Consider the following 24,302-nt stretch of genomic DNA (forward strand, 5'->3'; position numbering starts at 1 on the left):
ATAAGCCCCATTCATCCCACTCTGTGAACTGTTCGCTGTAAACACTCCTTTGCTCCGCCCATTCCACGCACCCATAAGAAGGCAACCAGTCCCTCAATCTTTCGGTGGATGACACCCCATCCCTCTGCCCTGCTACCGTTTTCCACGAGTTCCGGTAGACAACCATTCGCATTCCCCATAAGCCGGAGCCAATGCTTTCGGGAGACCGCCGTCCAAATGCCCAAGACTGCTCTGCGTCGCACGTTAGTCACCGCCGCTGCTGCTTTTTTCTGTATCACCGCAGTCTGGACCGTCCGCGCCGCATCCGATGGCCCCAAATCTTCCCCGGACACACCTGCAACTTCCGATACCTCCAACAAAGCCGGCGCAGCCTACACCTCCGCCATCAAGATCACCGGCCCCACCACGCCCTTTCATGATTCCGTAGCCAGCCGTTACAACTACTTCCTCGGCAAGCAGTCGCCCTTCCTGCCCTCCAACGCCATGAGCGCCAACGGCCAGTTCCTCAGCCCCAAGGTCTTCTATACCGCCGAGTACTGCGGCCACTGCCACAAGGAGTCCTACCACCAGTGGCGTCAGTCCGTGCACGCCAACAGCTTCCGCGCCCCCTGGTACCTCAAAAACGTCAACTCCCTTATCGACGAAAAAGGCGTCCAGTTCTCCCGCCACTGCGAAGGCTGCCACAACCCCGTTGCCTTGCTCTCCGGCGACCTGTCGCAAGGCATGCCCAAGAAACGCCCCTTTGAGCAGGAAGGCATAACCTGCTCCACATGCCATTCGATTCAATCCACAGACGCAACCGGTACCGGCAGTTACGTCATGGGCATCCCCGCTGTCATGGTCGATGAAAGCGGCCAGCCCATCTACCGCCCTGTCACCGATGCGGAAATCCTCGCGCACCTCGACCGCCACTCCAAGGCTGTCATGAAGCCGCTCTACAAAACCGCCGAGTTCTGCGCCGCCTGCCACAAGGCCGCCATCCCCGCCTCGCTCGACGACTACAAATGGCTCCGCGCCATCTCCTTATATGACGAGTGGCAGGCCGCCAGCTTCACCAGGCAGTCGCCGCTGCCCTTCTATCGCAAGGACTTCGTCTCCACCTGCCAGACCTGCCACATGAACAAGGAAGCCCTCCCCGCAAGCTCTGACGACCCCGGCGCCAAGGACGGCAAGCTGGCCTCGCACCGCTGGCCCGGAGCCAACACCCTCATCCCCACGTACTACAAATATGACGAGCAGCTAGCCAAGGTCACCGACTTCCTCAAGAACAGCTACGACGGCAAGGGCGTCTTCAACGTAGACATCTTCGCGTTAGAAAAAGAGAACGCGAATGATGCCCTCATAGCCCCGCTCGGCCTCACGCACTTCTCCGTTGCTCCCGGCGATACCCTCATCGCCAACGTCGTCGTCCAGAACAAAGGCATTGGCCACTCGCACGTCCCCGAGCAGCGCGACTTCTACGAGTCCTGGGTCAACTTCACCGTCAAGGACGCATCCGGCAAAACCATCGCCGAAAGCGGCTTCATCGAGCCCACCGGAGACCTCGACCCCTCCGCACACTCCTTCACCAACCGCCTCATCAACATCAAAGGAGAACTCAACGGCCTGCACGAAATCTGGCACAACCGCGTGCTCGCCTACAACAACACCATCCAGTCAGGCCGCTCGCAGCTTGTGCGTTACCGCTTCCGCCTGCCGAAGGACGCAAAGGGCCAGTTCACCATCACCGCCACCGTCCAATACCGCCGCTTCAATCAGCACTTCATTGACTACGCAATGGACAAGAAACACTACCCGCAGCCCATCGTAGACATGGCCACCGAGTCGCGCACCCTCAACATCGGTGATAACCAGCCATCCAAGCCCATGCAAGGAGAAAATCCCGAGTGGATGCGCTGGAACAACTACGGCATCACCCTGCTCGACGCGCAGCAATACGCTGACTCCGTCCGTGCCTTTGAGCGAGTCGCAGCCCTGCGCCCCGACTACGCCGACGCCTTCACCAACATGGCCATCGTAGAAATCTCCTGGGAGCGCTACAACGACGCCAAGGCCCACCTCGCCAAAGCTCTCACGTTTCTCCCCGGCGACCCGCGCGCTCTCTACTACCGTGCTCTTGTAGAACGCAACGCCGGCGACACAGCCAGCGCCATCACTGACCTCGAAGCCATGCTCGCAAAGTATCCCCGCAGCCGCGACGGCCTTCGCGAACTAGGCTTCAGCTACTACCAGCAGCACGACTACTCTAAGGCCCGCGACGCCTACGAGCAATTGCAAGCCGTAGACCCCGACGACCTGGCCGCGCACTACCAGCTAGCCATTCTCTACCGCCGCCTCGGCGACAAGCAGCGCGCCGCCATTGAGTCCGCCAAATTCGCCGACCAGAAAGATGACCCCACCGCCTCCACCTACGCGCTTGAGTTCCTCGGCAAACACCCGGAAGTAGCTGCTGAAAGCGTAGTCTGGCACGCGCACGACCTAACCGGCGACCCAGTAAAACGCCCCACCAAAATCGAATACACCTACATCCCCGGCGGAGGCGGCATGTAACTCGCGCCGCTCCCCGTTCCATCAAAAGGTCGAGCCAGCCTTCCCGCTGCACATGAGAAAATAGCCCCGTGAAATTTCCCAGCAGATTCCCTGTCCTTCTAGCCCTAATCACCATCAGCGCAGCACAAGCAGCCCAAGCCTCCGACACCAAGCAAGCCGAGCAGGCCGGAGCCGTCCTCTACCGCGACAAGGGCTGCAGCTTCTGCCACGGAGCCAATTTAGAAGGCACAAGAAAAGCCCCCGCCCTCGCGGAAATTCGCAAGCAAAAGCCCTGGACCAACGAAAAAATCTCTGACCAGATTCTCGACGGCGGCCAGAAGATGCCGCCCTTCCGCGAATCCCTCTCCGACGAAGAAATCCAGCAGCTAATCGCCTACCTCCGCGCCAAAAACCGCCCCACTCCGCCTCCTGCCCCCACACCAGCCGCTCCTGCAACACCGCCGCAATAAAACCATGCGAGAATAGCCGCGTGAAAATCCAAATCCTTCCCGCGCTCCTTCTCGCCCTGGCCGCAACAGGCTCAGTCCGCGCCGCCCAACCCAATCAAGCCGAAGCAGGAGCAGCCATCTACAACGACAACTGCGCCAAGTGCCACGGTGCAAATCTCGAAGGCGGCAAGAAAGCCCCTGCTCTCGCCGAAATCGGAAAAAAGAAACACTGGACCGACGAGCACCTAACCTACCGCATCCAAAACGGCGCAGGCAGCAAGATGCCAGCCTTCCGCGACTCCCTATCTGTCGAACAAATCCAGCAGCTAATCGCCGACCTCCGCGCAGAAAACCGCCCATCAGCACCACAGCAATAAGGGGCTCAACAACGCCCAACAAAAAGCCGCGAATCGAATCGATTCGCGGCTTCGCTTTTCCTAGTCCCTACGTCCCTGCCGTCAGGCAATCACCGGAGCATCCGCCACGCCCTCCAGCCCAAACACGCGCCGGTAGCGTTCAATCTCATCCGCAGGCCCCATCGCCTTCTGATAGTTGTCAGAGAGCTTCACCGCCTGCCGCCCTTCAACCTCCACCAGCTTGCAAACCAAACTAATCGGATTAAACCCATCCCCGCCCTGCGGATCGCACTTCCTGAAATCATTCGTCAGCAGAGTACCCCAGCCCGCGCTGAACCGAATCCGCCTGTCGGCCTTCCACCGCTTCGCATCCAGAAAATCCGCAGAAGACCGAAAATCCCCTGGCCCTCCCTCAAGAATCTTCCCCGCAAAATACGCATGCAGCGAAAGAATATCCTGCACATCCAAAGCATCCGAAGCAATCAGCCTCTTCTGCCGCGGATCCTTGCCGCGCGCTTCCAGCCACGCCACATACTCATCCCCGGCAACAAACGGGTCCTTGCTATCAATGCGCTGCCCCGTCCAGTCCGCCACCCAATCCGGAGCATTCCGCAAAAACTGCGTAGTCCCAAACGTGTCCGGCAACAGAATCAGCAACTCACCCTGGTAAGTCTTCTGCCACAACTCAAGCAACCGATACTGCGCCGTCTTCAACTCCTCGTCAGAATCAGCCAAGGCAGCCAGCGCCATTGGCAGCTCATGCGCATTCGTACCCATCGCTTCCAGGTCATGCTTGTAAGCAAGATAGGTGTTCGAGCTACCGGCAAAACTCGGCCCCAGCACATCAGCCATCGCCTTCACCACGTACTCATGCCACAGAAAGCTGTGCCGCCGCCGCGTTCCAAAGTCGCTCAGGCTCAACCCCGGCACACCGCGCAACCGCTCCATCTTCTCCCACAGCCGCGCCTTCGCCCGCGCATACAAAATGTCCAGCTCAAACTCGGTCAGTTTCTTCAAAGCCGCCCGCGTTTTCAGCTCGTCAATCGCACTGAGCGCATAAATCTCCCAAAGCGTCGTCTCCGTCCAGAGCCCTTCAAAGCGCAGCGAAATCTGCCCATCCTGCACCGCCAGCTCAAAGTCAGAAAGCCGAAAATCCTTATCCAGCCACTCCAGAAACCCCGGCTCAAACATCCCGCGCTTGCCAAAAAACGTATTACCGGCAAGCCATATCAGCTCCGACTTATGAAACCGCAGCCGCCGCGTATTCTCAAGCTGCTCCCGTAGCTCATCGAGAAGAATCACCTCGCCCAACCGAACCGAAACCGTGCGGTTCTGTACCGCAAACGAAGCCTTCGTCTTGGGAAAGTGCTTCCAGATAAACTGCAGCATCAGCAGCTTGTAAAAGTCCGTATCGAGAAGCGACCGCGTAATCGGGTCCAGCTCCCAGTTGTGGTCATGTGCCCTGCGTGCAATATTGACAATCACAATGCCTCTACTCTAACGCCTCAAACTATAGATATTAGATGGTGTCATCCGGAACAAAGCCGCTTTTCATGCAGAGCGAAAAACCTGCCTTTGCATTATCGTTCCCTTGCTCCCTTAAAACCCAATCTCCCTCTCAATCTCATCCCTCACATCATCCGAAAGCTCCGGCATAGCCCCATTCTGCGAAGCCACCCAGCTCCCCCACCGATTCCCCGCCTCATTCAACACAGCCAGCCCTGCCCCACGCAGCAAATAGTGCGTCAGAGCCGCCGTAAACGCATCCCCCGCGCCAATCGTGTCAGCCACCTTCACCGGCACTCCCCCATGCTCATGCCACTCCTCACGACTCACCAGCAGGCTCCCATTCCCTCCGCGAGTAATCGCCACCAGCCGCAGATTCGGAAACTCCTCCAGCACCTGCTCCGCCGCGTCCTTCAACCCGCCATCGCTTTGCAATCCCAGCAGCCCCATTACCACCGGAACCTCCGCATCATTCATCTTGAGAACCGAAGCAAGCTCCAGTGACTCCTCAATCACCTCACCCGAATAAAACGGCGGCCGCAGATTCACATCGAACACGCGCAGGCACTCTTCGCGAGTCTCCGCCACCAGCGCCTGCACCGTCGCGCGAGCCTGCCTGCTCCTCTGCGTCAGCGATTGAAAGCAAACCGCATCGGCCCGCTCTGCCAACTGCACCCACTCATCGCTCAAATCAAGAAAGTCCCACGCCGCCGGCTGATGAATCGTATACTCCGGCTGCCCATCCTTCAGCGCAACCGTCACGCGCCCCGTCTCATTCTCCGCATCCACCTGCAAAAACTCCGTATCGACAGGAAACTGGTTCAGCATCTCAACAGCTTCGCTCCCCAACGCATCCCGCCCAATGCGGCTCAACACCGCCGCATGATTCCCCAGCCGCCCCGCCATCACGGCAAAGTTCGCAGGCGCACCACCAAGCCTCTTACCTTCAGGAAGCAAATCCCAAAGCAGCTCGCCAACCCCAAGAATCAATCGCGGTTCCATGCCTTTTCGTCCCTCGTCCTTCGTCATTCGCTCCGACCGCTCCATCTCCAGATGGAGCAGTCCTCATACGGCGCCGAAGCATACTCCCCATCCGGCTGATTCGCCATAATCGCCGCATCCGCCTTCTCATCTTGCTTCGACCGGTACACCGGGGCCTGAAAGTAGCAAGTCAACCTGCGTTGCGTCTGCAGCACATGCTCCTGCTCATTATTCACATACAGCAAATCAATCTGGTCTGAAGCAGCAGGAAAACTCTCCACCACATGCCGCAAAAACCTCCGCATCCCCACCGCGCCAAACGGATTAAACAGAAATGCAACGCAAGGCCCCTTGGGAAACCGGAACTCCCCCGCATCTCCTTCCACAATCTTCACTCCACCACTATGAACCCGCCCCGCCTTCTTCCACTCCGCCACATTCTTCCGCGCAATCCGCGCCAGCACCGGATGCATCTCCACGCCAACCACGGAACGAAACGGCATCTCGCTGGCCAGCAAAACCGCCCGCGCCATGCCCGCGCCAATATCCACAAACGTAGTCTCTTCCAAATCAAACGCAGGCCGAATCTTCCGCCACCGCTTCACCAGCGCATGAAAGACCGAAGGCGCAACCCCGTAATAAGCCGTCGTATGCCGATCCTGCGCGCTCCCCGTCTTCAAATGCCGTCCGACAACCAGCCCGCTCGTCCGCACCCCAAACTCATCATCAAAAGGATGCCGCAAAAACCCATCCTTCTTATTCAACCCAACCAGTCTCGTACGACCAGTCCTCACACGGCTACCCCGCGCAACACGCCCAGCCTTCTCCACTCCAGCCAACTTTCCTCCACCAACAATTTCCCTGTATTTTAGCCGCGCACTCCTTGACAACCATCCCACAACAGGCCCACCATCATCCCGCATAAGGAGGCACCCCATGGCAACCCAAGCCGGACCCAAAAAATGCGGAAACGCCGCCTGTACCTGCCTGGTCCCCGAAAAAACCAAGTACTGCAGCGCCCACTGCGAAGGCATGGGAGAAAAAGTCGAGCTCATGTGCACCTGCGGCCACGCCGACTGCGGCGCAACCACCAGCGTCTTTCCCCCCATCGACCCCGACCAGCCGGCAGCCACGCCCTACCACTAAGCGGCTCCCTCATTCGGGAATCGAACAGACGAGCCTGGTTCCTCTTCAAGCAACCCCGAGAAATCCCTGCCCTCAAACCACACTCCCGTTTGCATTTGCTTTCCCTGTACCCTCCACCCCGTACCCTGTCCCCTGCTTCTAGCATCGACATCCCCACCCCACTCGCGTTACCCTTGAATATCCGCGCAGCCGCGCAAACGCTGGCCCTTTCGCGGTCTAAAGGAGTACAACCTCTCCATGCCCATCCAAGCCACAAAGAACATCTGGCACAACGGCAAGCTCATTCCTTGGGAGCAGGCCACCATCCACGTCATGAGCCATGTCGTGCACTACGGCTCCAGCGTATTTGAAGGCATCCGTGCCTACTCGCAACCCTCCGGCGCAGCGGTCTTCCGCCTGCCCGAGCACATGCAGCGACTTATCGACTCCGCCAAAATCTACCGCATGGAGATCCCCTACACGCTCGACGAGCTTTGCGCCGCCGTCGTGGACACCATCGAGGCCAACGGCGTAGCCCCCTGCTACATCCGTCCCCTCGTTATCCGCGGCTACGGCGAAATCGGCGTCAACCCCAAGGGCTCGCCCATTGATGTCTACGTCGCCAACTTCCCGTGGGGCAAGTACATGCCCGGCCACGGCGGAGCAGACGTCTGCGTCTCCAGTTGGAACCGCCTCGCGCCCAACACCATGCCCGCACTCGCCAAGGCCGGCGCCAATTACATGAACTCGCAGCTCATCCGCATGGAAGCGGAAGCCAACGGCTACGCCGAAGGCATCGGCCTCGACGTCAACGGCCTCGTCTCAGAAGGTTCTGGCGAAAACATCTTCGTCATCCGCAACGGCGTCCTCTACACCCCGCCGCTTGCCAACTCGGCGCTCAGCGGCATCACGCGCGACTCCATCCTCACGCTGGCCCGCCACCTCGGCCTCACCGTCACGGAGCAGTCCATCCCCCGCGAGCTTCTCTACATCGCCGACGAAGTCTTCTTCACTGGCACGGCCGCGGAAGTCTCGCCCATCCGCTCCATCGACCGCATCGTCATCGGCAACGGCGAGCCCGGCGAAATCACCAAAAAGCTCGCCGACGAGTTCTTCGGCATCGCCAACGGCCTCAAGCCCGACAAGTTCGGCTGGTTAACCCCCGTCAAAGTCGCCGCGCAGGAGCCCGTCTCCGCGTAATCGTCATCACGCCAACCATCAAGGGCAGCTCAACTTCCGGCTGCCCTTGGCTCACCTCGAAAAAGTCGGCTGCAGGCATTCGAGACCACAAAACTCCATCCCGCAGTCACTTCTCCGTTTCAGCCGAAACCTTTTCCTGTACCCCGGCAAAGATTACATCGACCATCGACCCCATCGCTGCTTCCAACCGTGCCCAATCCTCATCGGCGTTCAACGAAAAGCCGTTGTAGACGTCCACGCTGGTAGCTCGAAGAATCAGATACGTCTGCCCGGCCGCCAGCAGGCTGGCTATCGCCCGCACATCCACCCCGGCCACACCCTTAAATTCCTCGAACAGCCTGGCACTCTGCTCTTCGCGATAGCGAGCCAGTGTCTCCGTCAGTTCATTGCGCTCTTGCAGTTCCCAGCGCATAATCTCCTGGGTCAAGGGCCGCTTGCGCAAAGCCCGTCCAAATGCGAACAATACCTGCTTCGCGCGCTCGGCCGCAGTCATTCTCCCAGCATTCTTGCTGGTCTCCGGTATCAACTCATCAAGCGACGGCCAAAAGTCACCCTCTTCGGCAAATGCCTTCAACAATTCCGGCAGCCCGCCAAAATAGCGATAGATCAGCACCTTGTCCACGCCGGCTTCCCGCGCTACCGCATTGATGCCGACTTCCCTGAATCCCGTGCGGGCCAGCAGCCGTCCCACTGCGGCCACAATCTCCGCCCTGGTTTCTTCCCGATTCCTTTGCACTCGACCCATCCAATGCACCGTTCCCCATATCATCCTTTGCCGCCCCAGGCTCGGCAAAGCCAATTGATCATTTAACTCAAAAGGTGAACCCTATCTTTACCGAACCTTCCGGCGTAAAAAACGGCTGCTTGTACACAGTTCCCGCTACTGGCACATCGCGGCTATGTGCAATAACAAAGTGCCCGCCTGCCCACGGATTCACGTATAGGTGGCGGGACACCTTCCAAACATACCCTCCACCGAGCGTCGCTACGTAATTCTGGTAGTACACGTACACGGGCGAAGCATCTGTGCGAATACGGTTCCTCCAGTACTCCACTCCTCCGCCAACCCACACGCCTTTCAGGTCCCTCCGTCCGGCTCCGAAGAACCGGTCCGACAACAACGCATAGGCATCTGTACGCTTGTCCTTGTATCCATCGCTCACCAGAAAAGAAGGCACATTCGTACGCGCCACGACGTAGCGAAACTTCCAGCCATCCTGTCCCATAAATCCTGAGCCATAATAGCCACTCTCAACATAAGGCACTATGTCGAGTTCGCCTCCAAATTCGAGGCCTTTACCATCAGGCTTATCCTGTGCCGCCAGACCGCATGCGGGGAAAGCCGCCATCACCGCCAGAATTGACCTCGTCACCCATGTTGTCCGCTTTGCAGAGTTCATCTCTCCACCTCTTTGTCACTTACAGGTGACATATTATGTCACCTGTAAGTGACAAATCAAGCGAACTGCTTCTGATGAGCCGTGACTGCATCGCTTTTCTGTTGTGTGCCTGGACGAAATTTCCGCAACAGGTCCAAAGCTATCGAGCTGGCAAATCTGTATTTTCTTAGGGATGCGACATGTATCTTCAACGAATCTGTAATAATCAGTTCGCTATCATGACCTATATGCCAAAGTTCACCCGTTCGCGCCCCGGCTTTCCTGTGTTTGCTTTCTGGTTCACCATATTCCTCTCTCTTTCCCTGCTGCCTACCACAGGCGAGGCCCAGGCTTACGTAGGCAAACCCAAGCTCATCGTTCTCATCGTCATCGACCAGTTTCGCGGAGACTACCTCAACCGCTGGCGCACCGAATTCAAAGGCCGCGGCTTCAACCTCTTCATGAAAGACGGCGCGTGGTTCACCGACTGCTACTACGACTACGCCAACACCAAGACCGCTCCCGGCCACGCCACCCTCGGCACCGGCGCCTACACTGACGGTCACGGCATCGAGTCCAACGAGTGGTGGGACGCCACTCGCTCCAACGACGCCAAAGTCTCCTCCGTCGAAGACGAGCGCTATAAGCTCATCGATCTCCCCGCCAACTCGCTCTCCATCCCCTCCAACAAGCCCGGAGCCCCCAGCGACGCCCTCAAATACGCCATCGGCTCCAGTCCGCGCAACCTCCGCGCCACCACGCTGGCCGACGAGCTCCGCCTCGCTACCCAGGGCAAAGCCAAAACCTTCGGCGTCTCCCTCAAAGACCGCGCCGCCATCCTCCCCGTCGGCCAGTCCGCCAACGGAGCCTTCTGGATCGATCAGGCCAGCGGCCAGTTCGTTACCTCCACCTACTACATGGAGCACCTGCCCACCTGGGCCACCCAGTTCAACGCCTCTGACCGCCGCGCCCAGGCTGAGCGCGAAGCCCAGGTCGAGGGCACCACGCAGTTTTACGACCTGGTAGGCCGCACCCCCGCCGCCAATCGCTATGAGCTGGACTTCGCCAAGTCCCTCATCACCGGCGAAAAGCTCGGCCAGTCCGGCGTAACGGACATGATCTCCGTCTCCCTCTCGCCCAACGACATCCAGGGCCACCAGTTCGGCCCCGACTCCGAGTTTGAAAAGCAGATGGTCCTCTCACTCGACAGCGACCTCGACAACTTCTTCACCTGGCTCGACAAAAACGTCGGCCTCAACAACGTCTGGATCGCCCTCAGCGCCGACCACGGCGTAGCTCCCGTCCCCGGCGACGCAGCCGACCTCGGCATCAACGCCACTACCGTAGATATGGCCAAGGTCTACACCTATCTCAACGACAAGCTCGCTGCCGCCCACGGCAAAGCCGAATACCTCATGCCCGGCCCCGAACTACCCTACGTCACCCTCAACAAACACGCCTTTGAAAAAGCCCACATCTCTGAGCAAGCTGCGGAAGACGAAGTCGCCGCCCTGCTCCCCGAAGCTGTAGCCTCACTCACCCCCAAACCCGATGAGTCGGCCTATCCCGTGCAGCACCGCCTCAACCCAACACCCACGCTGCAAGCCGCCTACACCCGCCTCCAGCTAGCGAGCGGCCAGTACCCGCAAAACAACTACTTAGGCCAATTGCTCTCGCACTCGTACTCCTACCACGGCAACTGGTTCGTCATGATGATCGTCGGCGACTACCAGATGCAAGGCACCAGCCCCCGCGCCGGAACCACACACTTCTCCCCGTGGAACTACGACCGCCACGTTCCGCTCGCCTTCTTCGGCGCGCCCTTCATCCCTGGCGAATACCACCAGAAGGTCGCCCCCGTAGACTTTGCAGTCACGTTCTCTTCACTAGCCGGCGTAAACCGCCCCTCAGCCGCAGTAGGCCGCGTGCTGACAGAAGCCATCAAGCCGATCAAAAATAGTGATCAGTAATTAGTTGTCAGTTATCCGTTCACACGCGCTGGCTCTGCTGGCGCGTGTTTTCATTGGGCTCAATTTATGATGGAAGCAGGCGCTTTGGCACAGAATCAGTTACTGATCACTGACAACTGACCACTGACCATTTTTCTTATGAAGCCAGACATGCACGTCACGCTAGCCACCATCGAGCTAGCCAATCCAATCATCGCCGCCAGCGGCACCTTCGGTTACGGCATCGAATTTGAAGAAATCGTCTCGCTCGAAAAGCTGGGCGGCTTCGTAACCAAGGGCATTTCCGCCGAGCCCATGCAGGGCCACGCCTCTCCGCGCATACTGCAAACCGCAGCCGGAATGATGAACGCCATCGGCCTGCAAAACATCGGCGTCGATGCCTTCATGGCAGAAAAGCTCCCCGCCCTCAAGCGCTACCCGCAGTGCAAAGTCTTCGTCAACGTCTTCGGCTACACCGTCGGCGAATACCTCAACGTCATCCATAAACTCAACGAAGCCGAAAACATCGCCGCCTACGAACTGAACGTCTCCTGCCCCAACGTCCACGCCGGCGGCATGAGCTTCGGCGCAGACCCCGGCTCCCTCGAATACCTCGTCTCCTCTGCACGCAGCGCCACCACGCGTCCGTTGATCGTCAAGCTCTCGCCCAACGTAACCAACATCGCACAAATGGCCAAAATCAGTGAGAACTCCGGTGCCGATGCAGTGAGCATGGTCAACACCTTCCTGGCGCTATCCATAGACATAGAAACCCGCCGCCCGCGCCTCACCAACACCACAGGCGGTCTCTCAGGCCCCGCCATCAAACCCATAGCCGTGCGCATGGTCTATGAAACCGCCAGAGCCATCAACATCCCAGTAATAGGCATGGGCGGCATCATGACCCCCGAAGACGCAGTAGAGTTCCTGCTAGCCGGAGCCACAGCAGTACAAGTTGGCACCGCCAGCTACGCCGACCCGCGCGCCACCGAACGCATCGCCAAGGGATTAGAGCACTGGTGCCGCTCGCACCACATCGAACGCGTCTCCAGCCTCACCGGCGCACTCGACTCCCCTAAATAGCCCGCAAAAATGAGTGGTTCGGGGCTTCGACCCGGACCACTCATTGAATTCCCCGTTACTTTACTTGCACGGTATCGAACGCGTCTGCCCAGCCGCGTTCACAGCAAAACAAGCCTTCCCACGAATATTCCTTCAAGAAGCCCCAATCTCCGCCGGAAACTCAATCCCGCCGCTCGCCGTAATTCCCCGCGATCCATCCGCCGAAGAATGTCGTCAATCCGTTGTTCCACTGGAAGTTTTCCATCATGATAAGCCGCATTCGTGGGAACAGAATCAGCCAATTTCGCCCGCTGAACACCGGAAAACCGGGGAAAGAGCCCACCAAGGGCAAACGCACACAACGCCGACACTGCAAACTTCATCCACTGCTCCGTTCAAGGCTGATAGGGCGAAATTATCATATGAGAAATAAAGTGTTTATTGATATTAAGCGACCAAAACCCAGCCAAATCCCGTGTAACGCCCACCTGCAAACTTTCACAACCAGACAAAGAGACTGGCAGCCCATCTGTTCAAAAACCAGCCAGCGTGTAAAGCTATTCGCAATCCCTCCTCCCTCATGCTGTCCGCAGCACCACGCGGCCAGAACTTCCCCTCGCCGGGCAGCCCATCAAGCGAAGGAGCATTTCCCATCGCACAAGCATCCAAACCCGGAGCCAAGCTCAAGTTTGCAGGCATCGCCCTCTTCATCCTTGGAACTCTCTGCGGATACCCGCTTGAGTTGGTGCCCAGGGCAGACCGGAATATCACCGTCTACCTGCTCGCGGTTGCATTCACTCTCATGATGCTGGCCGGAGCCTTCCTGTATCTGCGCGGGCGCCAATATGCCGCACGCGCCGTAGCAAAAGCCATCACAACCGACTCCAATCCCCACATACTCTACCTGCGCAGCTTTCGGCAGGACGCCTCCACAAAGTGGCAGATAATCACGGCTGCTTCCTGGCAAGCAATCTTTGCAGGTTTCGCAAGCCATGAAGAGCAGCTCGCCGAGGCACTACAACCGCTTGGGGAACTCATTGCCATCGGAAAGCCCGGCGAAGTCTTACCCAGGCTCGGTGCGGCTCGCATGTATGTCTCCGACGACGAATGGAAAGAAGTTGTCCTCAACCAGATGCAGGCGGCCAGATTAGTCGTTATCCGCGCCGGCAAGGGGGAAAACCTTCTGTGGGAGTTCACGCAGGCAGCCGGAATACTCGACACGCACAAGCTGCTGATTCTTGCGCTCAAGCTCAAACGCAAGGATTACGAGTCCTTCCGCGCCATGGCAAACAAAGTATTACCCACACCACTGCCAGAGGCACGTGCACTAAAACGCTTTGGAAAAATCTCCGGCTTCCTCTGTTTCACGCCGGACTGGACGCCGCGCTTTCTCAAGCTTCGCGCCCCTTTCTTCCGCAAGGGGTTCAAACCCTTTCGGAGAATGTTTCAATTCGCTCTTCGCCCCGTCTTTGAAGAGCAAGGTGTGCCATGGCGTCCTCCGTCTGTTTCGATACTCATGATTGCGGCCATCTCAGTGCTAACGCTCATCGCCACAGCTTTCGCGCTTCTTCTTCCTGGCGCCGCCCGAAAAGAAAGCGAAGCAAACAAGGCCGACCAGTCCTTCTCCCAGACGATTGCCTCATTCGCATCCGTTCAAGACAAGCAGGAGATTCGCTCCCGCTCCTTTCTCCAGTCCGTAGCAGACAACTACAACAAGTCTCTTCCACGCATTCTGGACAATGACACAAAGGTGCAAAGCGTCAGCGCAGAGGAAGCGTTGCTCATCTTCAACTACACCTTGCGCAACTACTCCTCCGAGCAAATAGACCCCACCAAGTTTCAGCAAGGAATTGAGGTGGAAGCCCCAAAATCCGCCTGCCAGGATAAGGAGACAAAGACGCTTCTCGAAAACGGCATATCGGTCCAATATGTCTACGCAGGCAATAACGGCCAGCGGATAGCAAAGCTTCTCATCACACCGCAAACCTGCGGCCTGCAAGCCGAGTGACTCTAACCTGAGAGCGCACAAAATCCGTATGGCCGGCAAACGCGCAGCCTTCAGGACATGCCTTCTATCTCAGTCGTTCTTACGCAGCCGCGTGGAATCCCGTGCAACCGCTGATCGGCGTCACCATCAGGTGCAGCGGCACAAGCTGCGGATGCCCGCAGACTTCCACCAGGTTTTCAGGAGCCTCATGCGAAGAGCGAATCGAAATCAGCTTCTCGCTGCTGTCATGTCCCTCACCGAAGTGAGTACAAAGCCCGCATTGACCATTCTGAATCTCTGACATGGTTTCCTCCTTCTGTTGAGTCGATCCCAATGCCCCGTATTCTGCGCACTTTCTCGCGGAATAGCAAGGCCATAGAAAAATCTTTCCGGCCTGTTACCTGCCGGCCGCAATCTTGGCGTGGTGCGACAAGGCAGCATGACTGGCCGTATTCTTCGGTTCTTTCTTCATAACCTCCAGCCTTGCGCGGCCTCGCGCCGATGAGCCTTCCGGAGCCGTCTTCGGAGACTCCTGCCCCTGCTCGTAATCGTGCTCTGCTTTCTTTCTCGCCTCTGCACTCGTCTTGCCTCTTGCTGGCGGCTTCAGCGGAATCCCCGCCCTGCGCGCCTCGCTCAGGCCAATGGCAATCGCCTGCTGCGGAGACCGCGCGCCATGCTTTCCCTCTCGAACATGCGCAATCTCTTCCCGAACAAATTCACCCGCGGCGGTAGACGGCGACTTCCCTTCGCGCAAATCCCTTTTCGCCTGTTCCATGGTTTTCCGTTCCGGCATTTCGCACCTCCTCGCGTACATTCCCCTCTCCGATGCCTCTTCCGGAACAACGGATGCCCGGCAGAATTGCGCCCCGCCTGCTACGCCTTTGCAGCGAGCCTTCGCGATACCGAAAGCCTGCTGACACCTTCCCCGACATTCAATAAAATAGAAAACGCAATGGCATTCCCAATCCGTACCTGCGTAGTCTGTAAAGAAGAATTCGAGTTGAAGCCCGACAAGCCTGGCTTCGCCAACCGCTGCCCCTCCTGCAGCGAGCCCGACGAGGACGACTCCTCCGGCAGTCTTTCCAGCAACGACCCCGAGCTAAACGCCGCCCGCCGCAAAACCATCCGCGACATGCTCTACCGCAAAGACAGCTAACCCATACAACCCGTTCTCCCACAAAAGTCAGTAGTGTCATCCTGAACGAAGCGCTTTGGGGGCCCCGCGAACGGCCTTATCGTTCGTGGGGTAGGCGGAGTGAAGGATCTGCGGTTGCCTCTTATAGCTTTTGCCCTTTATAGTTTTCCGCCTTTATCTAAAACCCTGTACCCCACACCCCGTCCGCTGTCTCCTGCCTCTCTGTGGAAAACTCCATGTCAAGCTCCAAACTCGAAAATATTTTCTATCTCATTGACTCCATTAGCCAAAAATCTTCTCCGATTTTGCGCTCAATTATCGCGAATTTGCTAACCTTGAATCAGTAGAAGAAAACGGCCCGATTCCTAAGGAATCGGGCCGTTTTGTTTTTCCGCTAACTTGCTGACCTGCTAAGCGTTGCTAACTCGCGAATTTCAAAGAAAGGAGAACCCAATGCACACAAGGATAGGTACGATCCCCTGTACCCTGCACCCCGTACCCTGTCCCCTGCCTTTGCACAGTTCCGGAATAAAGAAACTGCACAGTCCCTGTGCAATCCCCCGCAACCCATACAAAACAAATGGCCCCGGAACCGGGGCCACTGTGCGCATCTCACACGCGCTAAATCAATTTCCCCTTGAACGCATAGAACAGCTCAACCAGCAGAATCAGCACCACCATCACTTCCAGAAAGAAAGCCCGGCTCTGGTTAAACTGGTCCACCATAAAGTCGTAAAGGTCTTCCGCGGTCTTGAGCTTCTGTTCGACAAGATCGCGATAATCCGGCACGCCAACCTTAGCCGCCGCCAGCTTATAAAGCCGAGCCGCAAACATATCGCTCAGAAACTTGATCGCGTTGTCCGCATGCTCTGTCAGCTCCGAAACCTCCAGCAGCACCGCATGCAGCCGGTTTGCATTCTGCGCCATGCCCCAGCGGCGGAAGAGGCTCCCCTTCTGCTCCAACTGGTCATAAACGCCGTCCAGAATCTCCGTCAGCAGCTCGTCATAGTGCCGGAACTCCAGCAACTGCGAATTGGCATACTCCAGCAACTGAATCGCCGTCTCCGCGCCCGCAGACGAGTCATAAAGAAACGCCGCATTCCAGCCAATCACCGCCAGATCCTGCGCATAGTAGGAAATCTGCGAGTGCAGAACCTCCTGCACCTCCACCTCAGCCAGCTTCAGCCGGTCGCCGCGAACAATCTGCGCAATCTCCGTAGCATTCCGGGCCGTCAGCTCCGCAGTCGTGGGCGAACCCGCCGCCTCCCTGACGTGAAAGATGAAGTAGTCCTCGCTAAGCCACTCACTATACGGGTTTTCCATCGCCTCCGGAACCCGCTCAAGCCGCTTGCGAATAATCGGCTCAACCCGCGAAGCAAAGTCCACATCCCAAACCCAGCGGCTGGAAAGCTGGACAAGACTATCCCAGTCCCCGGAAAACGGAAGCTGGTAAATCACCGAAACCACACCGTAGTCGTAGTACTTGATTTCGCCTTCCAGCCGCTCGCCGGAGTCCAGCACCAGCGGCTCCAGCCTGCCGGTAACCGGCGGGCGCTGGTAGCGTACATAAGCTGGCGCGGAGTGCTTCAGGTTCGGCTGCCGCAGCGTTCCGGCATCCTCCTGCAGAGCCTTGCGCAGCACATCCAGGCGCAGCTCCTCGCACACGTCAAACTGAATCAGAACAAATACATAGCCGCTCAGCGCGACCGCTGTCGTAATGGGTGTAACCGTGGCCATAGCCTAATCCATGGTAGCCCATCGACATAAATAAGGGGTTACCGCCTGCTAGCGCTACTCGGAAGCCGCCTGCGCGAAACCATCCTCATTTTCAGGAATCCGCTCCACGCGAACCTTGCTGATACGCCGCCCATCCATCTCCACCACGGTCAGGCGCCGGGACTCATACTCCACCGTCTCTCCAGCCCGGGGAATATGCCCCAGCCGCATAAGCAGAAAGCCCGCAAGCGTCTCAATGCCGCCCTCACGCGGCAACGTCCATTGCATCTGCGTTTCCAGGTCGCGTAGGTTCACGCCACCATCAAGCAGCAGCATACCGCCCGTACTGGTAAGCAGTGGACGCGCAGGGTCATCAAACTCGTCTTCAATCTCACCCGTCAACTGCTCAATAGCGTCTTCAGCAGTAACAAGGCCAACCGTCGAACCATACTCATCCACAACAATAGCGAGATGGCGGCGGCGCTTCTGAAAGTCCCGCATCAGGTCAAGAACAGTTTTGGTCTCCGGCACAACCAGCACTTCCCGCATCACCTGGCTGAGCCGCAGTTGCGCAAACGGCGCAAGCCCGCTTGTAGGTGTTCCCTGCGCAACCATTCCCCGCTCCGGAGGCCGGAAGAACATAAGGCGCGAGAGGTCCTTGGAGTAAACAACACCGACAATATGCTCCGGCCCCTGCTTCTCGTCGTAAACCGGCACACGCGAATGAAGGAACTCAATGATGCGCCCACTAGCCTGCTCCACAGGCATGTTCGCGGGCAGCGAGAAGATTTTCTGGCGCGGCGTCATAATCTCGCGCACGATAACGTCATCCAGCTCAAGAGCGCGATGGACGAGCGTTTCCTGAAAGCGCGGCAGAACACCAACACGGCGTGCAGCGGTAGCCAGCAGCTTCAACTCCTCTGTGGAGTGAACGCTGGCGCGCTCGGTAACCGGAATATCAAACCCACGCAGCACAATCGCCGCCGACCGGCTGAGCAACCGCACAGCAGGCCGCGCAACCGCCATGAACAGCAGCATAGGCGGTGCAACAGAAACAGCGAGCGCCTCTGCACGCCGCAGTGCCAGCGACTTGGGAACCAGCTCTCCAAAGAGCACATGGAAGTAAGTAATAAGGCAGAAGCCAAGCACAACAGACGCCACGGCAGCAGCGTGTGCATAGATCTCAGGATGCGAAGGCGGATGCGGCAGCCAGCTCAGCCCGTAGACAAAAAGCTGCGCGGCGAGCGGTTCGCCTATCCAGCCAAGCGCAAGCGAGCAAAGCGTAACGCCTAGCTGCACGGCGGGCAGAAAGTCGTCGAGGTCTTGCTGGAGCTTGCGCACAGCCCACGCGCCGGACATCCGCGCCTTGAGCATCTGCTCCACGCGCGTGTCACGGATGGAAACAAGCGCAAACTCCGCGGCGACAAAAAATCCATTGGCCAAAATAAGCATGGCCACGGCTACGCATTGCAGCAGGAATAATCCGTGCATCTCGTTGTGAGCATAGCATTTTGTAGCTTTCCGCTGTTAGCCCCGCCGTGCAGTCTGCCGCAACCGGACACATCCCGAGTTGAAAATTCCCTTCTGGATTCCACTTGGCAAAAGCTGGAACCTTCTCACGCTGCATTGCGTATGGGTTGTTCAGGGCTCGCATAGAACCATGTCACGAGCCGCAGAAACTGGTTGACTGCTTCTGACGATAGCCGTCAGAAAGATGGGCAAGCGCATTCGACAGCTTGGAACAATTTGAACCCGCGGCACGTTCTGCCGCTGGAGGCTCCGCGTGGCTGCACGCAAGAATAAGCGTTTTTGGGTTTGGCTGATATTGCTGGCCGTGGTGCTGGTTGGCGCGGGTGGCGTGGCCGTAGCGCGCATGGCGTCGGGCACATCCATTGACCCCAACAGGATTGCCAAGGTGGCTCGCGGCGATGTAGCAAAAAGCGTGGTGGCTACCGGAAAAATTCAGCCCATCACCAAGGTCGAGGTCAAATCGAAAGCCTCCGGCATCGTGGAAAAGCTCTTTGTCGACATTAATAACAAGGTTCACAAAGGCCAACCCCTCGCGCAGCTAGACCAGCAGGAAATTCTCGCGCAGGTAGCCGCACAAAAGGCACAGCTTGCAGCCGCCGAGGCAAATGTCGGCACCTTTGAAGCGAACATCGAGCAGGACAAGGTAAACGCAGCAGCGCCTGATCTGCCGATGTACAAGCAGACACTGGACCGCAACGTCGCCATGCAAAAAGACGGTATCGTAAGCCATCAGGCTCTCGATGACGCTAACCGCGATTACCTCGCGGCACTAACAAAACGCGACTCAGCAAAGGCGCAGGTAGGCGTGGATATTGCCAAGCTGAAGCAGGCACGTGCGCAAGTACAACAAGCGCAAGCCAGCCTGAAGCAGTTGGAAGAGCAGCTTTCTTACACCACGATTGTCGCGCCGATGGATGGCGTGATTCTCTCCCGCGACGTAGAGATTGGCGATGCCGTCAGCTCGATTCTTGTTCTGGGCTCAACAGCCACACTGGTAATGACCGAAGGCGATACGACGCAGGTCTACGTGCAGGGCAAGGTAGATGAAGCCGACATTGCGCATGTCTACATGAATCAGCCCGCACGCATTAAAGTAGAGAGCTTCCGCGACCGCGTCTTCAACGGACGCGTAACGAAGATTGCTCCTCTCGGCGTCGAAAAGGACAACGTAACGACGTTTGAAGTGCGAGTCTCCATCGACAACCCCGGCGGTGAACTGAAAGCCAATATGACCGCCAACGCGGAAGTTCTGATGGAAGAACATAAAGGTGTTCTGACTGTGCCTGAAAGCGCGGTTGTCTACGACAACCAGAAAAACGCGTTTGTCGAGATTCCCGACAAGAGCAAGAAGGAAGGCAAGCAGAAGCTTGCAGTAAAGGTGGGCATCTCCAACGGCTCAGTAACGGAAGTGCTGAGCGGACTGAAGGAAAGCCAACAGGTAGTCCTGCAGCAGTAACCCGCCAGGAAAATGATGTTCGCTGATGCACGCAGTGTTCACTTGCGAACAGAAGCTTTTACTCCCAGACTGGCCGCTTGTGCGCTAAATAATAGAAAGTACGCGGATTGCTTCATGACCATGTTTGGCTATCCGCGTGCAATCTCTATGGCGAACACAGGTTTTGCCAAAGTTTGGAGGCACGAAATGAAATTCAAGTTTGCGGCTATTGCGGCTCTCGCGCTGGTGTCGCTTCCCGCCTTCTCCGCTGAAGCCACTTTTGATCGCACATTGAGCGTGAGTGGCCGCGTGGAGTTATCAGTTTTTACCGGCTCTGGGAATGTTCATCTTACGCGTGGCTCCGGCAGCGAGATTCGTATCCATGGCCGCGTGAAATCGAACTGGGGCGGCAGCGAAGACCGCGTAAGCGACATTGCCGCGCATCCGCCAATTGAGCAGACCGGCAACATCGTCCGCATCGGCGCACATAACGAGAACCTGCGCAACATCAGCATTGATTACGACATCCAGGCACCTGCGGATTCCTTCCTCGAAGCCCACTCAGGCTCCGGCGACATTACCGATGACGGCGTAGGCGAGAATGCAAAGCTAGGCACGGGCTCAGGCAATATTCATGCAAACGGGCTGCATGGCGGATTCAGCGTCAACACCGGCTCCGGCGACATTGTGGCAGAGCAGAGCAGCGGCGCTGGAGATGTAACAGCGCGCACAGGCTCCGGGAACCTTGACCTGCGCAACGTGCGCGGCACTCTGCACGCAGGAACCGGCTCCGGCGACGTAAAGGTGGTCGGCACTCCAACAGGCGAGTGGAGGCTCACCACAGGCTCAGGCGATATCGAGCTCTGGCCTGGCAGCGCAGGCTTCAATCTCGATGCGCACACCGGCTCCGGCGAAGTACACACCGAGCGCGAAATGACAGTACAGGGCTCCTTTGACCATCACCACACTGCCGGCAGAGTAAACGGCGGCGGTCCTACTATTTACATCCAGACAGGTTCGGGCGACGTGCGTATCCACTAAGAGATACACACAGCCCACACGACGTTCCTCCGGCGAGGCCGCCATCCGCTCCTGGGTATTCCTTTAGGCCTCGCCGCTTTTTTTGCCTCTAAACTTTGACTTGCCTGCAGCGCGCTTTCCGCGCAATGATGCGCAAAGGAGGCCTTCATGCCCTTCCTTCTGACAGAAGCGCAGATTGCCAATTCCATTTCCACATTGAACTCATGGCAAATTGAGCAAGGAGAGCTGACACGCAGCTTTGCCTTTGCAGACTTTCGCGCAGCTTTGGCTTTTGTGAATCAGGTTGCCGAACTGGCGGAAGCAGCCGATCACCATCCAGACATCGACATCCGCTACAACAAGGTGCGGCTGGCGCTGGTAACGCATTCGGCGAGAGGATTAACGAAGAAGGATTTCGACCTGGCCGGGCAGATTAACGCGCTCAGCATAAACGCGCTTTGACGCACCCCGGCCAGATCGAGAATGGAAGGATTATTTCTGTGAAGAGCTACGGGCAGTTTCCTGTCCCTTTGCCGAAGCAGAGTCTGCCAGAACGCCGCTGGTAAGCGATGCAGCAAACAGGCGGTCGCCAACCGGGCGCACCAGGAAGAGCGGGAAGCCCGTCCGCTGCCAATGCCATTTCTGCGTATTGGCATCAATGGTGTAGATGAAATCGCTGCTGCGGGACGTGGCAATGATGGCGTTCTGCTGTGCGTCATAGGCAAGGCCAGTGATGTCTGCCATGGGCAAACGCTCAAGCCACATCCAGCTCTTGCCGGAATCGTGCGAGAAGAAAAGCCCCTCACGCGCACTTACCCAAAGCGTGCCATCGGCGGAAAACACCAGGCGATGAATGTGCGTAATGTTCGACGGGATAGTGCTGGGCGTCCACGTCTTGCCTGAGTCATCTGAAAACACCAGCCCCGACATAGATGCCGCAGCAACCATCGGCCCGTGCGAAGCAATGGCGCGATATTCGCTGGTGCCCGCGGCAGGACCGCCCTGCCATGTCGCTCCCTGATCGCCGCTGGTAAAGAGACCGCTTGCCGTGGCCGCTGCCCAGGTATCTCCGCTTGCATCCACCGCGTAAACGCGGCTTTCGAGCGGCTTAGGCTTATCAGGCACAACCTGGGTTGTGGTGACTTTCTTTTTCTTCACTACCTTCGTCACCTGCTTGGTAACCGTGTTGACGATGGAACTGCGCGAATTCCACTGCTGCGTATCCTTCGCCAAGGTAAAGATGCCGCTATTGGTACCGGCAACAAGCGTGCCATCCTTTGCCTGGCTGAGAGTAAAGACGTCGCGACCATCCAGTCCATTGGCAACCTGCGTCCACGCGGAACCACCGTCCGTTGTAAGGAACGCACCACCGAAGGTCTTATCATTCACCACACCGGCCCAGATGTGAGACGAGTCATCCTTGTCCACGAGCAAGGCTTCCACCTTGCGCGCCGAGAAACCACGGTTACTTGCAACAAACGTTGTGGCCGCGTCGTTGCTTGTCAGCACACCTCCGCGGTCAGTCGCGACCATCACATGATAGGGATTCGCTGGATCGATATATACGTCATTCACGATCACTTCCGGACCAGTCATGCGCTTAAAGGTTTTTCCTGCATCTGTCGTCTTGTAGAGGCCTTCGGTAGTTCCGGCGTAGACGGTATCGCGATGCACAGGATCCTGCTTCAGTACGCGAGTGCGGCGAGCTGTATTAGGAATCCCTTGGATCTTATGGAAGAGTGCGCCCGAGCTTTCGCTCTTGTAAATGCCGCTGCATGCGCTGGCATAGACAACACTGGGAGCCACAGGATCAACGATGATGGAGAACACATCGGAGTCCTCAATGACTCCCTCTTTAATGTGCTGCCAGGTCTTGCCGCCATCGCTGGTCTTCCAAGGCAGATGCCATGTTCCCGCATAAACAATTTCAGAGTTTGCCGGGTCAATAGCAATGGATTCAACCTCGTGAATCTCCGTGCTGCCGGCAGGGCTGATGAGCGTCCACGTCGCACCGGAATCTTCCGAACGGAAGACGCCTTCAAGCGTGCCCGCCACCAGAACCTTGGGGTTGGAAGGAGCCTGCACCAGTGCAAAAATCGACTTGTCCTTCAGCGCCGGAACCTGTGTCCAGGTGTGACCGGCATCATTACTGACAAAGAGACCACCCGTTGGCTTATCAAAGCGCCACCCCGCAATAAGGATGTGGGAGGCATTGGCCTTATCCAGCACGATATGCGCAACAACAAGATCGTCGGCAGGATCGAGCTTGGCCAGCTTCTTCCACGAAGCGCCACTATCAAGCGACTCATAGAGGGTGCTGTTCGCCGTACCGAGATACATGTGATTCGTCTGTTCCGGAACTGTGGCCAGCGAACGCGCGTCGCCGCCATCCGGACCGATAGTACGCCATGCACTCTGAGCTTGGGTTGTGAGGGAGTGAGAACTTGCAAAGACAATGAGGGAAGCAAATACCGCGCGCACGCGAGGGGAACTGATTAGGTGATTCAATGAGTCCATCCAGAATTGATGACCTTAAGGGGCCCGTTACTACAAGATTACCTGAAAAATACGTCGCCCATCCTACGGTCGTATGGCAGGCGTGTCAACTTGAATAACCACACCTGTGGGGTATACGCACAGAACCCTATTGTTTTCTGCAGCAGACAACCGAAATCCCTCTCAAACGGCCGCGAGGCTGACCATTAGGTCAGCCTCGCGGGGTGATGCGTTTCGGGTTAGGTTACTTCTTCTTGTGGTGGTGGACCGGCTTGGCGCCGAGCGCTACGCGCTTGATCGGCTTCACCACCGACTCATCCACTGGCGTCGTGCCCGGGACATCCGAGGTGAAGTTCGCACCCGCTGGGACAAGGTAATCTTCCACCGTCTGCGAGTCCGAAGTGCCCGTCGCTACCGAGATACGCGATGCGTCGATGCCCTTCTCTT

22 protein-coding genes and 1 pseudogene are annotated in these 24,302 nt (G+C 57.6%); 11 read left to right on the forward strand and 12 right to left on the reverse strand.

Features of this window, described 5'->3' with window-relative positions; translation table 11 throughout:
* The first annotated feature begins 216 nt into the window (after positions 1-216).
* From AC5S3R_RS06090 to AC5S3R_RS06100, 3 genes are all read left to right on the forward strand, one after another.
* The gene (locus tag AC5S3R_RS06090) at positions 217-2,550 is read left to right on the forward strand and encodes a tetratricopeptide repeat protein (protein WP_494266120.1); all 2,334 of its coding nucleotides are present in this window, start codon (positions 217-219) and stop codon (positions 2,548-2,550) included.
* A 68-nt stretch (positions 2,551-2,618) separates the two neighbouring features.
* Positions 2,619-2,999: a c-type cytochrome gene (locus tag AC5S3R_RS06095; RefSeq protein WP_494266121.1), complete on the forward strand. Its 381-nt coding sequence runs from the start codon at positions 2,619-2,621 to the stop codon at positions 2,997-2,999.
* A gap of 20 nt (positions 3,000-3,019) precedes the next feature.
* A complete protein-coding gene (locus AC5S3R_RS06100; protein WP_494266122.1) occupies positions 3,020-3,355 on the forward strand; it encodes a c-type cytochrome in 336 nt (111 codons plus the stop codon).
* A gap of 81 nt (positions 3,356-3,436) precedes the next feature.
* On the opposite strand, the gene AC5S3R_RS06105 is transcribed toward AC5S3R_RS06100, so the two are convergent.
* The 3 genes from AC5S3R_RS06105 to AC5S3R_RS06115 all read right to left on the reverse strand — a co-directional run bounded on the left by AC5S3R_RS06105 (position 3,437) and on the right by AC5S3R_RS06115 (position 6,660).
* Entirely contained in the window at positions 3,437-4,819 is a 1,383-nt protein-coding gene (locus AC5S3R_RS06105) for a nicotinate phosphoribosyltransferase (RefSeq protein WP_494266123.1), read from the reverse strand.
* A 114-nt stretch (positions 4,820-4,933) separates the two neighbouring features.
* On the reverse strand, positions 4,934-5,869 hold the full coding sequence (locus AC5S3R_RS06110) for a carbohydrate kinase family protein (protein ID WP_494266124.1): 936 nt from the start codon (positions 5,867-5,869) through the stop codon (positions 4,934-4,936).
* Positions 5,866-6,660, reverse strand: a complete 795-nt coding sequence (locus tag AC5S3R_RS06115) for a class I SAM-dependent methyltransferase (RefSeq protein ID WP_494266125.1) — start codon at positions 6,658-6,660, stop codon at positions 5,866-5,868. The genes AC5S3R_RS06110 and AC5S3R_RS06115 overlap by 4 nt, the downstream gene beginning before the upstream one ends.
* Before the next feature lie 544 nt (positions 6,661-7,204).
* Here AC5S3R_RS06115 and AC5S3R_RS06120 point away from each other — a divergent pair.
* Positions 7,205-8,146 (forward strand): branched-chain amino acid transaminase, encoded by a 942-nt coding sequence (locus AC5S3R_RS06120; RefSeq protein ID WP_494266126.1) that lies wholly within the window; start codon positions 7,205-7,207, stop codon positions 8,144-8,146.
* Between the two features lie 106 nt (positions 8,147-8,252).
* On the opposite strand, the gene AC5S3R_RS06125 is transcribed toward AC5S3R_RS06120, so the two are convergent.
* Positions 8,253-8,837, reverse strand: a complete 585-nt coding sequence (locus AC5S3R_RS06125) for a TetR/AcrR family transcriptional regulator (RefSeq protein ID WP_494266127.1) — start codon at positions 8,835-8,837, stop codon at positions 8,253-8,255.
* 121 nt (positions 8,838-8,958) lie between these two features.
* Entirely contained in the window at positions 8,959-9,546 is a 588-nt protein-coding gene (locus AC5S3R_RS06130; protein ID WP_494266128.1) for a hypothetical protein, read from the reverse strand.
* Positions 9,547-9,764: 218 nt separating this feature from the next.
* On the opposite strand from AC5S3R_RS06130, the gene AC5S3R_RS06135 reads away from it, so the two are divergent.
* Positions 9,765-11,495 carry an alkaline phosphatase family protein gene (locus AC5S3R_RS06135; protein ID WP_494266129.1) on the forward strand — a complete coding sequence of 577 codons (1,731 nt, stop codon included), beginning with the start codon at positions 9,765-9,767 and terminating at the stop codon, positions 11,493-11,495.
* A 150-nt stretch (positions 11,496-11,645) separates the two neighbouring features.
* Positions 11,646-12,557, forward strand: a complete 912-nt coding sequence (locus AC5S3R_RS06140) for a dihydroorotate dehydrogenase (RefSeq protein ID WP_494266130.1) — start codon at positions 11,646-11,648, stop codon at positions 12,555-12,557.
* A gap of 98 nt (positions 12,558-12,655) precedes the next feature.
* Here AC5S3R_RS06140 and AC5S3R_RS06145 read toward each other — a convergent pair whose 3' ends face one another.
* On the reverse strand, positions 12,656-12,919 hold the full coding sequence (locus AC5S3R_RS06145; protein WP_494266131.1) for a hypothetical protein: 264 nt from the start codon (positions 12,917-12,919) through the stop codon (positions 12,656-12,658).
* Positions 12,920-13,116: 197 nt separating this feature from the next.
* On the opposite strand from AC5S3R_RS06145, the gene AC5S3R_RS06150 reads away from it, so the two are divergent.
* On the forward strand, positions 13,117-14,544 hold the full coding sequence (locus AC5S3R_RS06150; protein WP_494266132.1) for a PA3611 family quorum-sensing-regulated virulence factor: 1,428 nt from the start codon (positions 13,117-13,119) through the stop codon (positions 14,542-14,544).
* 79 nt (positions 14,545-14,623) lie between these two features.
* Here AC5S3R_RS06150 and AC5S3R_RS06155 read toward each other — a convergent pair whose 3' ends face one another.
* Entirely contained in the window at positions 14,624-14,827 is a 204-nt protein-coding gene (locus tag AC5S3R_RS06155) for a hypothetical protein (protein ID WP_494266133.1), read from the reverse strand.
* 93 nt (positions 14,828-14,920) lie between these two features.
* The gene (locus AC5S3R_RS06160) at positions 14,921-15,316 is read right to left on the reverse strand and encodes a DUF6496 domain-containing protein (protein ID WP_494266134.1); all 396 of its coding nucleotides are present in this window, start codon (positions 15,314-15,316) and stop codon (positions 14,921-14,923) included.
* A 159-nt stretch (positions 15,317-15,475) separates the two neighbouring features.
* Between AC5S3R_RS06160 and AC5S3R_RS06165 the strand changes: the two genes are divergently transcribed.
* Positions 15,476-15,679 (forward strand): hypothetical protein, encoded by a 204-nt coding sequence (locus tag AC5S3R_RS06165; protein ID WP_494266135.1) that lies wholly within the window; start codon positions 15,476-15,478, stop codon positions 15,677-15,679.
* 600 nt (positions 15,680-16,279) lie between these two features.
* On the opposite strand, the gene AC5S3R_RS06170 is transcribed toward AC5S3R_RS06165, so the two are convergent.
* Positions 16,280-17,395, reverse strand: coding sequence for a hypothetical protein (locus AC5S3R_RS06170; protein ID WP_494266136.1), 1,116 nt, complete (start codon positions 17,393-17,395; stop codon positions 16,280-16,282).
* A gap of 54 nt (positions 17,396-17,449) precedes the next feature.
* On the reverse strand, positions 17,450-18,826 hold the full coding sequence (locus tag AC5S3R_RS06175) for a hemolysin family protein (RefSeq protein ID WP_494266137.1): 1,377 nt from the start codon (positions 18,824-18,826) through the stop codon (positions 17,450-17,452).
* A gap of 331 nt (positions 18,827-19,157) precedes the next feature.
* Between AC5S3R_RS06175 and AC5S3R_RS06180 the strand changes: the two genes are divergently transcribed.
* The 3 genes from AC5S3R_RS06180 to AC5S3R_RS06190 all read left to right on the forward strand — a co-directional run bounded on the left by AC5S3R_RS06180 (position 19,158) and on the right by AC5S3R_RS06190 (position 21,821).
* A complete protein-coding gene (locus AC5S3R_RS06180) occupies positions 19,158-20,360 on the forward strand; it encodes an efflux RND transporter periplasmic adaptor subunit (protein WP_494266138.1) in 1,203 nt (400 codons plus the stop codon).
* A gap of 186 nt (positions 20,361-20,546) precedes the next feature.
* Complete coding sequence (locus tag AC5S3R_RS06185; protein WP_494266139.1) at positions 20,547-21,380, forward strand: DUF4097 family beta strand repeat-containing protein; 834 nt, start codon at positions 20,547-20,549, stop codon at positions 21,378-21,380.
* A 147-nt stretch (positions 21,381-21,527) separates the two neighbouring features.
* Entirely contained in the window at positions 21,528-21,821 is a 294-nt protein-coding gene (locus AC5S3R_RS06190; protein WP_494266140.1) for a 4a-hydroxytetrahydrobiopterin dehydratase, read from the forward strand.
* A 30-nt stretch (positions 21,822-21,851) separates the two neighbouring features.
* Here the strand turns inward: AC5S3R_RS06190 and AC5S3R_RS06195 are convergent, their stop codons facing one another.
* Both AC5S3R_RS06195 and AC5S3R_RS06200 read right to left on the reverse strand, forming a co-directional pair.
* Positions 21,852-23,867, reverse strand: coding sequence for a VPS10 domain-containing protein (locus tag AC5S3R_RS06195; RefSeq protein WP_494266141.1), 2,016 nt, complete (start codon positions 23,865-23,867; stop codon positions 21,852-21,854).
* Between the two features lie 232 nt (positions 23,868-24,099).
* Positions 24,100-24,302 (reverse strand): annotated as a pseudogene (locus tag AC5S3R_RS06200) (hypothetical protein); the annotation flags it as partial.

The sequence above is a fragment of the Occallatibacter sp. FHG110214_02 genome (genome assembly GCF_059115385.1).